The organism is Pseudomonas sp. NY8896 (assembly GCF_039634505.1).
The window spans coordinates 622515-635603 of sequence record NZ_CP132350.1 but is presented as its reverse complement, the minus strand read 5'-3'; the positions used below and the strand labels follow the sequence as shown (position 1 = coordinate 635603).

General features: G+C 65.0%; 13 protein-coding genes. 4 read left to right on the top strand and 9 right to left on the bottom strand.

From position 1 onward, the window contains the following. Positions 1–128: 128 nt before the first annotated feature. A complete protein-coding gene (locus tag Q9451_RS02840; protein WP_012274295.1) occupies positions 129–830 on the top strand; it encodes a FadR/GntR family transcriptional regulator in 702 nt (233 codons plus the stop codon). A 166-nt stretch (positions 831–996) separates the two neighbouring features. On the opposite strand, the gene Q9451_RS02835 is transcribed toward Q9451_RS02840, so the two are convergent. The 7 genes from Q9451_RS02835 to Q9451_RS02805 form a co-directional block, all read right to left on the bottom strand. Next, a complete protein-coding gene (locus Q9451_RS02835; RefSeq protein ID WP_012274296.1) occupies positions 997–1758 on the bottom strand; it encodes an ABC transporter ATP-binding protein in 762 nt (253 codons plus the stop codon). After that, positions 1755–2816, bottom strand: a complete 1062-nt coding sequence (locus Q9451_RS02830; RefSeq protein WP_012274297.1) for an iron ABC transporter permease — start codon at positions 2814–2816, stop codon at positions 1755–1757. The genes Q9451_RS02835 and Q9451_RS02830 overlap by 4 nt, the downstream gene beginning before the upstream one ends. Then, positions 2813–3925, bottom strand: a complete 1113-nt coding sequence (locus Q9451_RS02825) for an ABC transporter substrate-binding protein (RefSeq protein ID WP_012274298.1) — start codon at positions 3923–3925, stop codon at positions 2813–2815. Before Q9451_RS02825 ends, Q9451_RS02830 begins: the two co-directional genes overlap by 4 nt. A gap of 130 nt (positions 3926–4055) precedes the next feature. Further along, the gene (locus Q9451_RS02820; RefSeq protein WP_012274299.1) at positions 4056–5066 is read right to left on the bottom strand and encodes an NAD(P)-dependent alcohol dehydrogenase; all 1011 of its coding nucleotides are present in this window, start codon (positions 5064–5066) and stop codon (positions 4056–4058) included. 102 nt (positions 5067–5168) lie between these two features. After that, a complete protein-coding gene (locus Q9451_RS02815; protein ID WP_012274300.1) occupies positions 5169–5762 on the bottom strand; it encodes an HAD family hydrolase in 594 nt (197 codons plus the stop codon). Next, positions 5759–6628: an acyl-CoA thioesterase II gene (gene tesB, locus Q9451_RS02810; RefSeq protein ID WP_012274301.1), complete on the bottom strand. Its 870-nt coding sequence runs from the start codon at positions 6626–6628 to the stop codon at positions 5759–5761. Before tesB ends, Q9451_RS02815 begins: the two co-directional genes overlap by 4 nt. A gap of 147 nt (positions 6629–6775) precedes the next feature. Beyond that, positions 6776–7345 carry a GNAT family N-acetyltransferase gene (locus Q9451_RS02805; protein WP_012274302.1) on the bottom strand — a complete coding sequence of 190 codons (570 nt, stop codon included), beginning with the start codon at positions 7343–7345 and terminating at the stop codon, positions 6776–6778. A gap of 179 nt (positions 7346–7524) precedes the next feature. Between Q9451_RS02805 and Q9451_RS02800 the strand changes: the two genes are divergently transcribed. The 3 genes from Q9451_RS02800 to Q9451_RS02790 all read left to right on the top strand — a co-directional run bounded on the left by Q9451_RS02800 (position 7525) and on the right by Q9451_RS02790 (position 10554). Beyond that, positions 7525–8211: a phosphohistidine phosphatase gene (locus tag Q9451_RS02800; protein ID WP_012274303.1), complete on the top strand. Its 687-nt coding sequence runs from the start codon at positions 7525–7527 to the stop codon at positions 8209–8211. A gap of 38 nt (positions 8212–8249) precedes the next feature. After that, positions 8250–9164 carry a histone deacetylase gene (locus Q9451_RS02795; protein WP_012274304.1) on the top strand — a complete coding sequence of 305 codons (915 nt, stop codon included), beginning with the start codon at positions 8250–8252 and terminating at the stop codon, positions 9162–9164. Between the two features lie 148 nt (positions 9165–9312). Further along, positions 9313–10554 (top strand): TIGR03862 family flavoprotein, encoded by a 1242-nt coding sequence (locus Q9451_RS02790; RefSeq protein WP_012274305.1) that lies wholly within the window; start codon positions 9313–9315, stop codon positions 10552–10554. A gap of 108 nt (positions 10555–10662) precedes the next feature. Here the strand turns inward: Q9451_RS02790 and Q9451_RS02785 are convergent, their stop codons facing one another. Both Q9451_RS02785 and yedA read right to left on the bottom strand, forming a co-directional pair. Next, positions 10663–11994, bottom strand: coding sequence for a DEAD/DEAH box helicase (locus tag Q9451_RS02785; RefSeq protein WP_012274306.1), 1332 nt, complete (start codon positions 11992–11994; stop codon positions 10663–10665). 55 nt (positions 11995–12049) lie between these two features. Next, entirely contained in the window at positions 12050–12964 is a 915-nt protein-coding gene (yedA, locus tag Q9451_RS02780) for a drug/metabolite exporter YedA (protein ID WP_012274307.1), read from the bottom strand. Between the last annotated feature and the right edge of the window lie 125 nt (positions 12965–13089).

Below are 13089 nucleotides of genomic sequence, written 5' to 3'. Positions count from 1 at the left end.
CAATGGCAATCTGCTTCGATTATGCAAAAACACTTAACCTACGCGTTGACTTGATCACGTGAAAAACCAGCAAAAAATATTTCTATCGATTAACTTGTCATACAAGTACAACAATCAGCGGATGGCACATGGAACCCGAACACGCCCGTAAACGCGGCCACAGCCGCGCTCATGACCTGGTTTCCAGCCTGACCCAGCACATTTTGCTGGGCACCTTCAAACCGGGCGACAAGTTGCCCTCGGAAAACACCCTGGTGCGCGAGCACGGAGTCAGCCGCACGGTGGTGCGCGAAGCCTTGTCCAAGTTGCAAGCTTCGGGGCTGGTGGAGCCGCGCCACGGTATCGGTACGTTCGTGATGGAGCGCCAGGCCCAGGCCGGCCTGCGCGTGGCGGCGGAAAGCGCGGCGAATGTGCGTGATCTGCTGGAACTGCGTATTGGCCTGGAGGGTCAGGCCGCCGCATTGGCCGCGCTGCGCCGTGACGAGGGGCAGCTGGCACGCATGCGCCAGGCGCTGGATGACTACCAGGACCTGGCCGCAGCTGGCGACAGTTGCATCGAAGCCGACCGGCGCTTTCACCTGCTGATTGCCGAGGCCACTGGCAACCTGTATTTCACCGAGATGCTGCTGCAGCTAGGCAACGGCCTGATCCCGCGTAACCGCATGGCCCTGGCCGAACGCTCCGGGGCCAAGCTGGCGCGGCAAGCCTACCTGGCCAACCTGGAGCACGAGGCGATCCTCAATGCCATCCGCCGACAAGACCCGGATGCGGCGCGGGCGGCGGTGTGCCTGCACCTGTCCAACAGCCGCGACCGGTTGCTGCCAGGTTGATAATCATCCGACTGGCGCATCCCCCCTGTGTAGGAGCGGCCTTGTGTCGCGAAAGGGCCGCGAAGCGCCCCCCGGTCATCAGCTATATCGCATAAATCGGGGGGCTGCTTCGCAGCCCTTTCGCGACACAAGGCCGCTCCTACAAGGGACCGCATCTGGCCGGTTTTCAAGCCAACGCCCGGTCCACCAGCACCTGCAGGCGCCCCTGCGAACAGCGCTCCACCCGGGCCACCACGCCATACACCTCAGCCAACAGCCCCGGCTGCAGCACATCCCCCGGCGCCCCGCAGGCCACCACCCTGCCCTCACGCAACACCACCAGCCAATCTGCGTGGCTGGCTGCCAGGTTGATGTCATGCAGCACCGCCACCGCCAGCAACCGATGCGCCTGCACGCGTTCGCGCACAGCGCCCATCACCCGCAACTGGTAATGCAGGTCCAGCGCACTGGTCGGCTCGTCCAGCAACAGCACCTGTGGGTTGCGTGCCAGCAACTGGGCCAAGGCCACCAGCTGCCGTTGCCCGCCAGACAAACTGTCCAGCGAGCGCTCGGCCAAACCCTCGATGCCCAACTGGCGCAACGCATCGAAGGCGCTGCCCAGCAGATCGCTGCCAGCGCTCACGCGCAAGGCCGCAACAATGCTTTCCAATACGCCCAAGGCGATACCCGGCGGTAGCTGCTGGGGCATATAGGCCAGGCGACGTGAGCGCTCGGCAAAGCCCAGGCGCGTCACATCCTGCCCATCCAGGCGCAAACCACCGCGCATCCGCTCCAGCCCTGCCAAGGCACGCAACAACGTGGATTTGCCCGCACCATTTGGCCCGACCAGCGCTACCAGGCTGCCGGCCGGCAACGCCGGCAGGCTCACCCCCTGCAGGATCTGCCGCGCGCCGTAGGCCACCGAAACACCCTCGATCAACAGGCTCACAACCTTCTCCCCCGGCGGAACACCAGCACCACGAATACCGGCACGCCCACCAGCGCGGTAACGATGCCCACCGGCACGATCACCCCCGGCAAGATCGCCTTGCTGACAAGCGACGACAGCGACAGCATCAACGCCCCCACCAGCGCACTGGCGGGCAGCAGGAAGCGTTGGTCCTCACCGACCAGCAGCCGGGCGATGTGCGGCCCGACCAGGCCGACAAAACCGATGGTGCCGACGAATGCCACCGCCGTTGCCGACAACAGGCTGATGCGCAGCAGCGAGGCAAAACGCAGGCGCCGGGTATCGACGCCAAAACTGCGCGCACGGTCCTCGCCCATGCGCAGCAAGGTCATGGCCGGTGCCGCCCGTAGCGAAAACGGCAACAGCAACCCCAGCACCAGGGCCAGCATGCCAAGCTTGTGCCAGTCGGCGCGGGCCAGGCTACCCAAGGTCCAGAACACCAGTTGCTGCAGCACATCCTCGGTGGCCAGCAATTGCAGCAACGAGACCAACGCATTGCAGCTGAACACCAAGGCGATGCCAAACAGCACCAGGCTCTCGACCCCGGCGCCACGCAACCGCGACATGGCCTGCAACAGCACCACCGACAGGCAGGCGAAGATGAACGCCATCACCGTCACCTGGGCGCTCGGCGCCAGCCAGGCAATGCCCAGTGGGTAGGCAATCGCCAGCGAGGCGCCGAGTGCCGCCGATGACGACACACCCAAGGTGAAGGGGCTGGCCAGCGGGTTGTCTAGAATCGCCTGCATCTCGGCACCGGCAAGCGCCAAGGCCGCCCCCACCAGCACCGCCATCAGCGAGTACGGCAGGCGCACGTTCCAGATGATCACCCGCTCGGTGGCACTCAACGTCGCCGGGTCGAAGACGCCATGCAGCAATTGCCCCAGGCCCATGCCCGAGGCACCGCTGGCCAGGTCGCCCAGTACCGACAACAACAGCAACAACGCCAGCGTGAAGACCAGCAAGGCCCGCCGCCACAACAGGCGACGATAATGCCAGGCTGCCAACGCCGCGCCTTCGTGGGCCAGCGCGGTCACCTGGCATCGACCCAGTACTGGCCGTCCAGGCCGACCTTGAGCATGCGGTTGATTTCACCCATGGTTGCCTGCGGGTCGAGCGCCTTGAAACGCTCCGGGTGTACCCATCGGGCCATGGCCTCGACCGCCAGGATGTTGAACGGCGAGTTGTAGAAGTCATGCCACAAGCCATGGGCCTGGCCAGCCTGGATCGGCCGCAGCGGGGCGAACTCGGGGCGCGCGGTGATCTTCGCCAGGCTCTGGCGTGCCGTATCGGTGGAGACGCCAGCCCCCAGCAGCACCCCGGGCGCGCGGTTGCCGGTGGCGATGTACACGTCCGGGTCGGCTTGCAACACGTACTCGACACTCACATCACCCAGCGCCCCAGGCACCACATCGGCACCAATGTTGTGCCCGCCTACGGCTTCGACCACGCTGCCCAATCCGCTCTTGCCAGTGGTGTGCCCCGGTGCCTGCCACACGCCAGCCAACAGTTCGAGAAACACCTTGGGCCGCTCGCTTTCCTTGATCCTGGCCACGCCGTCGGTTACCCGCTTCAGGTGACGGTCGTACAGGTTCAGGTACTCCGCCGCCTGCGGCTCACGCCCCAGCAGCGTGCCCAGTGCCTGCATGCTCACCCGGGTATTGCGGATCGGGTGCACGCGAAAGTCGATGAACAGCACCGGCACCCCGGCCTTTTCCAGTAGATCGGCCACCGGGCTGTGCTGGGTCGGGCCCTCACCGGCGATGCTGAAAATGGCCAGGTCGGGCTTGAGCGCCAGTATCTGCTCAGCGCTCACGCTCTGCTCGGACGCCTGGCCGATCAGCGGCAACTTGGCCACTTGTGGGTACTGCTGCGCATACACCTCATAGGTATGCGGGTCGAGCAGGCGCATGTCGTTCTGCCAGCCGACCACCCGCTGGAATGGGTTGTCACGGTCAAGCAAAGCCAGCGCGAAAAACAGCCGCCCTTCGCCAAGCACGATGCGCTGAGGCGGGTGGTCAACCTCGACCTTGCGCCCGAGCACGTCGGTCACTTGCACGGCGCTGGCAGGTTGGATGAAGCCGAGGCAGGTAGCCAACAGCAAGACAGGCAGCAAACGCTGCCAGAAAAGGGGAGTCGGGCACATCAGGGCATCCTCTTGAAGAGAATCAATCGCAACAGAGCGGGGCATTCTAGCCAGCCGCCCTGTGCTGCCGATGTGCGCGAATGTATTGGCTTGTAGGGTGGCCGTTACATCCAGCCGCCCTCACCTATCCTCACCAAGTCAGGCAGATCTTGCCGAAATGCCGGTTGCTCTCCTGGTAACGGAACGCCTCGACGATCTGCTCCAACTCGAAATGCTTGTCCACCACCGGGCGCAGGCCGTTGGCATCGATCGCCCGCACCATCGCCTGCTGCTGCGCACGGCTGCCTACCAGCACCCCTTGCAGGCGAATCTGCCGCACCAGCGCCTGCACCAGCGGCAACTGCCCAGCCACCCCGGTGAGGATACCGATCAGCGAAACATGCCCACCGATGCGCGCGGCAATCATCGACTGCTCCAGCGTCGCCGGGCCACCCACTTCGATCACATGATCAACCCCGCGGTTGCCCGTCAGCTCACGCACTTTCTCACCCCAGGCCGGGGTGCTCTTGTAATTGATCAGGTGGTCGGCACCCAACGCTTTCAGGCGCTCCAACTTGGCATCGCTGGACGAGGTGGCGATCACTGTGGCGCCGGCCAGCTTGGCGAACTGCAAGGCGAAAATCGACACACCGCCAGTGCCCTGCACCAGCACCGTGTCGCCGGGCTTGAGGTGATCATCACTCATCAGCGCGCGCCAGGCGGTAAGCCCGGCGGTGGTCAGGGTGGCCGCTTCGGCATGGCTGAAACCCTTGGGCGCCAGGGTGAACGCAGTGGCACGGGCGGTGACCTGCTCTCGGGCGTAGCCATCGAGGCCGTCGCCAGGCACCTGGGCAAAGCCCTCGACATTGGCCTGGCCATCGAGCCAATCGGGGAAGAAGGTGCTGACCACGCTGTCGCCGACCTGGAACTCGGTAACGCCAGCCCCCACCGCGACCACCTCACCGGCGCCATCGGCCATGGGGATGCGCCGCTCGCTCGGGCCCCACATGCCGCTGACCACGGCGAAATCGTGGTAGTTGAGGGAGCTGGCGTGCAGGCGCACGGTGATCTCGCCGGCCTTGGGGGCCAGGGCCTCGCTGGTGCCGACCTCGACCTTGTCGTAGCCGCCGCCGGGTTGTACGTAGATGGCCTTGCTGGTCATGGGTAGGTCTCCGTATCAGAAGAAAGAATGGGGTTCAGCATAGACAGGTCCGGCCCTTTCGCGGGCATGCCCGCGAACAGGCCCGCATTGCCAACACAAGAATCAGCCCAGCATCACCTTCAATGCCTGGCAATCGGCCGCATGCCAATCCACCAGCTCCGGCCACGGGTTATCCGGCAGGTTCACCAGCACCGTGCGCGCCCCCGCCGCCCGTCCACAGTCCAGGTCAAAGCGGTAATCCCCCACCATCACCAGCTCACTGGGCGCCACGCCCCAGGCACTGGCAATTTTCAGTAACCCATCCGGGCTCGGCTTGGGCGCCGCTTCGTCACGCCCGAGAATGTGCTCCACCGCGAAGCAGTCCGCCAGGCCGATGGCCTCCAGCGTCACATGCGCAAGCTCACGCGCATTGCGGGTAAGAATACCCAGCCGGCAACCGCGCTCGGCCAGTTCGCGCACCAGTTCCACCGCCCCGGTGGCCGCCGTGGAGGCAACCGCCAGGTCCCGCTCGTGCTCCAGCAACCAGGCATGCTTGGCTGCCGCCTCATCAGCCGGCAGCGCCGCCAGGTGGGTGAGGATGTCGTGCTCGGCCGGGATGTCCAACGCCACGCGAATGGCGGCAAAGTCGTGCACCGCCACGGTCAAGGTGCCGTCCATGTCGAACACCCAGTTGCGCACCTCGCCAAGGAGGCTCATGCCCAATCCTTGCGATGACGAATCAGGCCTTCCTGGCTGGACGATGCCACCAGTTGCCCGGCCTGGTTGAAGATGCTGCCGCGGCAGAAACCACGGGAATTACCGGCCCAGGGGCTATCGGTTGCGTACAGCAGCCATTCGTCAGCGCGCAGGTTGCCATGGAACCACAACGAATGGTCGAGGCTGGCGATCTGCATGTCGCGCTGCCACACCGACTTGCCATGGGGCAGCAGCGCAGTGGTCAGCAGGCCGAAGTCCGAGGCGTAGGCCAGCAGGTACTTGTGCAGGGCGGGTACGTCAGGCAGGTTGCCGTCGGCGCGGAACCAGGCGTACTTCACCGGGTCGCCGGGCTTGGGGTTGAACGGGTCACGCTCGGTGACCGGGCGGATCTCGATCGGCTTGGCGCACAGCACTTTGTCGCGAATGCGCTCGGGCAACTGGTCGGCCATGGCGCGGGCCAGTTCGACTTCGGTCGGCAGGTTTTCCGGGCCGACCACCTCTGGCATCTGCGCCTGGTGCTCGAACCCTTCCTCGTCGTACTGGAACGATGCGCTGCAGGTGAAGATGGTCTGGCCTTTCTGGATCGCCGTCACCCGCCGGGTGCTGAAACTGCCGCCATCGCGCACGCGGTCCACCGAGTACACCACCGGCAGGCTGGCATCGCCCGGGCGCAGGAAGTAGCCGTGCAACGAATGCACATGGCGCGCGTCCTCGACCGTCTGGCTGGCTGCCGACAACGACTGCCCCAGCACTTGCCCACCGTAAAGCTGGCGGAAGCCCAGGTCCTGGCTGCGGCCACGGAACAGGTTCTCCTCGATGGCTTCGAGGCTCAACAGGTCGACCAGGTCGTCCAACACATGACTCATCGGGGGTTCTCCGTAGGAGCGAGCTTGCTCGCGATGCGCCGCCCGAGCGGCGCTCGATCTCACAGGCGCTGAACGTGCAACATGCAGCGCCTTCCAAGTGGGCAAATAATACAGGGTTTGTCATTCGTGCCGGGCATGGCCATGCATTCAGGGGCGCAGGGTGCGCTCCCAATGGGTGCGGTCGATGCGGTACAGCACATGCGGGCGTAGCGGGTGGCCCTCAGGCAGGCGGGGGTGCTCGAAACTGCCCTGCGCGTCCTGCTGCATACCGATGGCTTGCATGACCTTCTGCGACGGCAGGTTGCTCTCGCTAGTGAACGACACGACTTCCTCCAGGCGCAATTGGGCGAAAGCACAACGCAGGCAGGTCCACGCCGCCTCGCTGGCAAAACCCAGGCCCCAGTGACGGCGGGCCAGGCGCCAGCCAATCTCCACAGCGGGGGTGAAATCGGCCTCGAAGCCCACGTGCAGCAAACCGGTCATGCCGATGAACGCGCCGCTGTCCTTGCGCTCAAGGGCCCACAAACCAAAACCGTATTCATTGAAGTGCCCGCGCACCCGACCGATCAATGCAGCGGCTTCCAGACGCGTCAGGGGCGCCGGGAAGTAGCGCATCACCTGCGGGTCGGCGCACAGCGCGGCGAACTCGCGCAGGTCGTCGTCGTGCCATTGGCGCAGCACCAGCCGTGCGCTTTCCAGTTCAAGGATGGGGGTCATGGGGCCTGCTCCGGTTTTGCCGCCTTGCAGTGTACAGCGTAGGCGCGGGCTCGGCTTTCACCCAACCGGTAGCCGCCGAATGCAATTTTCACACGCCCTTCACCGGCCCCCGACAGGCCCCTCAGCACAATCCCGCCATCTCTGCCGCGCCAGACGCGGCCATGCCAACGGAGCTACGCATGCAATCGAGCAATACCCTGGGGCACGCTGCCATTCACACCCGGCGCAAGCGGCGCCTGTCTCGCAAAGCCCTCGGTGCCGCCCTTGGCCTGTGCATGGTCGTGGCGGCGTTGACCACCTGGCTGGCGACGAGGACGCATATCGTGGACCTTGGCAACGAGCAACAACTGAGTGACAGCGGTTTACTGCAAGACTGGGCCGAAGGCGCGGTGATCGTGATGATCCGCCACGCCGAACGCTGCGACAGCGCACCCGGCCCCTGCCTGGACGACCCCACCGGTATCACCGTAAGCGGTAGCCAGGCCGCAACCCGTGTTGGCCAAGGGCTGAACCGGCTGGGCCTGCACAACGCCGACCTGCTGACCAGCCCGAAACTGCGCACCCGGCAAACCGCGCACTTCATCCTCGGTCAGGCGGTGGCCAGCGAAGGCTGGCTGGAAACCTGCGACAGCCAGTTCGCCAGCGAGGCGCTGGCGCGCAAACGTGCGGGGCACAACCTGGTGCTGGTGACCCACAACGGCTGCATCGACCATTTCGCCCGCCAGCAGAGCGTTGCCGGTGGCGAACGTCAAAGCAGCTACGCCAGCGCTTTGTTCGTGTCGGTGGATGGCGATGGCAAGGCGCGCATCCTAGGGCGCCTGAACGAGCCGGACTGGCAACGCGTATTGGCCAGCGCAGGACGATAACTGGCAAGATCAGCACTGGCCCCGATTGTGAACACCCCATGCCGCTGCCGCTGATCTACCACGAAGACTACAGCCCGGAGTTCCCCGCCGAACACCGCTTCCCGATGGACAAGTTCCGCCTGCTGCGCGACCACTTGGTCGACAGCGGGCTGACCACCGACCAAGCCCTGCTGCGCCCGGACATCTGCCCCAACGACATCCTCGCCCTGGCCCACGACCGCAGCTACATCGAGCGCTACATGAACGGCGAGCTGTCGCGCGAGGACCAGCGCCGCCTCGGCCTGCCCTGGAGCGAGGCGCTGGCCCGGCGCACCGTGCGCGCCGTCGGCGGCTCGCTGCTCACGGCCGAAATGGCCCTGCAGCACGGCATCGCCTGCCACCTCGCCGGTGGCACCCACCATGCCCATTACGACCACCCCGCCGGCTTCTGCATCTTCAACGACCTCGCGGTGATCAGCCGTTACCTGCTGGCGGCTGGCCGGGTACACCGGGTGCTGATTTTCGACTGCGACGTGCACCAGGGCGATGGCACCGCGCGCATCCTGCACGACACGCCAGAGGCCATCACCGTGTCGCTGCACTGCGAGCAGAACTTCCCGGCCCGCAAGGCGCAAAGCGACTGGGATATCCCCCTGCCCCGTGGCATGGGCGATACCGCCTACCTGAAGGTGGTGGACGACGCCCTCAATTACCTGCTGCCGTTGTATCAGCCCGACCTGGTGCTGTATGACGCCGGCGTCGATGTGCACAAAGACGACGCCTTGGGCTACCTGCAACTGACCGATGCTGGCGTTGCCGCCCGTGACGAAGCCGTATTGCGCCACTGCCTGGGCCGCGATATCCCGGTGGTGGGCGTGATCGGCGGTGGTTACAGCAAGGACCGCGCAGCCTTGGCCAAACGCCACGGCATCCTTCACCACAGCGCAGCACGCGTCATCGGTTGTTCACAATGACTGTGGAACCGCTTGTGGATAACCTGCGGGAAAGGCGCTACAGCCCTTTGATGGCAAGGCCTGCAGACTTCTGAGCATTTTTTGACCAGTGCTTCCATGGCCAGCGCTGCGCTAGAATGCGCCTCTTTTCCACAGCCTGCTGCCCACCATGCCCGATCTGAACCCCGCATCCTCTCCCCTCGCTGTCGTCATCGGTGGCGGCCCTGCCGGCTTGATGGCTGCCGAAGCACTGGCCCAGGCAGGCCTGTCAGTCGAGGTGTTCGATGCCATGCCTTCGGTTGGGCGCAAGTTCCTGCTGGCAGGCGTCGGCGGCATGAACATCACCCATTCCGAGCCCTACTCGGCGTTCGTGGCCCGCTATGCCGAACGCCAGGGCGAGATCGAGGCGTTGCTGCGCGACTTCGATGCGGACGCATTACGCCAATGGATTCACGGCCTGGGCATCGAAACCTTCGTCGGCACCTCGGGCCGGGTGTTTCCGACCGACATGAAAGCCGCGCCGCTGCTACGTGCCTGGCTCAAGCGCCTGCGTGACAACGGGGTAGTTATCCACACCCGTCATCGCTGGCTGGGCTGGAACTCCGATGGCGCGTTGCGGATTGCTTATCCACAGGGCGAACGGCTGGTGAAAGCCGCCGTCGTGGTGCTGGCACTGGGTGGCGCCAGCTGGGCGCGACTGGGCTCCGACGGCAGTTGGCAAGCGCTGCTGGCCGAACGGGCTGTGGATATCTCGCCTTTGCAGCCGAGCAACTGCGGTTTTGAAGTGGACAGTTGGAGCGCCTTGCTCAAGGACAAGTTCGCCGGCGCGCCGCTGAAGAACATTGCCCTCAGCGTACCGGGCAGTGCACCGCGCAAAGGCGAGTTCATCCTCACCGCGCAAGGTGTGGAGGGCAGCCTGGTGTATGCCTGGTCGGCACCGCTGCGCGAGGCCATCAACCGTGACGGCCGTGGGCTGTTGTTGCTCGACCTGCTGCCGGACAAGCCTGTGGACAAAATTGCCCAGGCACTGGCCAAGCCACGCGGTTCACGCTCCATGGCCAAGCATCTGCACAGCCAGTTGGGTATCGATGGGGTCAAGGCGGCACTGCTGCGGGAGCTGACCGATCACGCGAGCTTTGCCGACCCGCAGGCGCTGGCCCGATCGATCAAGGCATTGCCGATCACGTTGGTGCGTACACGGCCGCTGGATGAAGCGATCAGTAGCGCCGGCGGGGTGCGTTTCGAGGGGCTGGATGAGGGGTTGATGGTCAAGGGCATGCCGGGGGTGTTCTGTGCCGGCGAAATGCTGGACTGGGAGGCGCCGACCGGGGGGTATTTGCTAACGGCGTGCTTTGCCAGCGGCTTGCGCGCCGGGCGAGCGGCGGCGGATTGGATTAAGCCGGTTTCCTGAAAGATTGCAGGGGCTGCTGCGCAGCCCTTTCGCGACACAAGGCCGCTGCCACAGGTACGGCGCGGGCCTGAACTGTGTCGCGATGGGCCGCAGAGCGGCCCCGAAATCTCAGGGCTTACGCTTGCGCGGCCCACCATTGAAACTCGGCACCTTGCGCACCGCCTTGACTGCCGGCTCGGAATTACCCGCCTCAGAACTGTCCATCCAACGGCCCAGCCCGCGCTTGGCGCTGTTTTCTTTCGGCTTCTTGGGCTTCTTCGGTTTCTTGATCACCTGGCCACTGGCATCGGTCAGCGGCACCCGGTGATCAGGGATAAAATCAGGCTCTTCATGACGCGGCAGGGTCTGCCGGGTCAGCACTTCGATAGCCGCCAGCAGTTGCACTTCATCCGCGCACACCAGCGAAATCGCCTCGCCCTTGTTGCCCGCCCGCCCGGTACGGCCGATGCGGTGCACGTAGTCCTCGGCAACGATCGGCAGGTCAAGGTTGACCACCAGCGGCAAATCATCGATGTCCAGGCCACGGGCTGCCACATCGGTGGCCACCAGCACCTGCACTTCGCGGGCCTTGAAGCTGTCCAGCGCGCGCTGACGGGTAGCCTGCGGGCGGTCCCCATGAATGCCGTCGGCGTTCACACCTTCGGCCAGCAAACGCTGCACCAGTTGGTCGACACCGTTACGGGTCTTGGCGAACACCAGCACCTGGGTCCAGCGCTGCTTGCGCAGCAGGTGGCAGAACAGGTCTTCCTTGCGCTTTTTATCCACAGGCACCAGCCACTGCTTGACGCTGGTCGCGGTGGCGTTGCGCGGGCTCACTTCGATACTGAGCGGGTCATTCAAGGCCAACCCCGCCAGCACGCGAATCTGATCGGAGAAGGTGGCGGAGAACAGCAGCGTCTGGCGCTTGCGGGGCAGCGCCGCGTAAACCGATTGCAGCTCCTCGGCAAAGCCCAGGTCGAGCATGCGGTCGGCTTCGTCCAGTACCAGGGTCTGCACCTGGTTGAACTTCACCGCGTTCTGCCGGAACAGGTCGAGCAAACGACCCGGGGTGGCCACCAGCAGGTCGACACCACGGCGCAGGCGCATCATCTGCGGGTTGATGCTGACGCCGCCATACACCGCGTAGGTGCTCAGCGGCAGGTTCTCGGCGTATTCGCGCACGTTGTTGTGCACCTGCTCGGCCAGTTCGCGGGTAGGTACCAGCACCAGCGCACGGATGGAGTTGCTGGCCACCTTTTCGCCTTCCAGCGCCAGGCGCTGCAGCACGGGCAAGGCAAAGCCTGCGGTCTTGCCGGTACCGGTCTGGGCTGCGGCCATCAGGTCGCGGCCGGCCAGCACGGCGGGGATGGCCTTGGCCTGCACCGGGGTCGGGGTGGTGTAGTCCAGCTGCTGCAGGGTACGCAGCAGCGGTTCGATCAGGCCGAGTTTGGCGAAATTCATGGCAATACCGTCGGGGGGTTCAGCGAAGGCGGCAAGTTTACCGCATCACCCCTGCCTACTTGCAGATTTCGCCTTTCAACGGCTGCGCAGGCGCCTTGCGCCACTGTGGAAGGCCAATCAGCACCACCGCACCGATAATCACCGCCATCGCCACGCACTCTTCGGCGCCAATCTGTTCGCCGGCGAAGACGATGCCCAACAGCACCGCCACCGCCGGGTTGACGTAGGCGTAGCTGGTGGCGGCTGCCGGGCGCACATGTTTGAGCAAATACATGTAGGCACTGAACGCCAGGATCGAGCCGAAGAACACCAGATAGGCCAACGCCCCCCAGCCGGCAGCGGTCGGCATCTGCGTCATACGCTCGCCCGACAGCACACTGCCCAGCAACAGTACCGCCCCCCCCACCAGCATTTCTGCCGCGCTGGCCATAGGCCCCTGGGGCAGCGGCAAGGTTTTGCTCCACACCGAGCCGAACGCCCAGGACGCCGCTGCGAACAGGATCAGCGCTGCACCCATCGGGCTTGCCTGCAGGTTGGAGCCCAGGTTCAGCAGGCCGATACCCACCAGCCCCAGGGCAATGCCCGCCCACTCCAGCTTCGAATTGCGGTGCCCGAACAACAGGCCGAACAGCAGGGTGAACAGTGGCACTGTCGCCACGGCCAGCGCCGCTACGCCCGACGCCACGCCAGCATGCTCGGCCACGGTCACACCACCGTTGCCACAGCTAAGCAGCAAAAAGCCAATCGCCCCTGCCGCCCGCCACTGCGGCCAGGTCGGCGCGGGCACACCGCGCCAGCGCAAAAAACCGTACAGCAGGCCGCCGGCAATCAGAAAGCGCACCCCGGCCATGAGCATCGGAGGCCAGCTCTCCACGCCGATACGAATGAACAGATAAGTGGAACCCCAAACCAGGTACAAGGCCAGGAAAGCACCAATGAGCAACAGCGGGAAGCGACGGGCGGCAGGCATGGGAAAACTCGAAATCCGTTTACGGGTGCTTCAGTTTAACGGCCTGCCTGGGCGAAGATACGTTACAGAACGGGCTCAAATGAGCGGCACACTTTTGGTGCGTTCGGCTTGAGCCCTGTATTGCC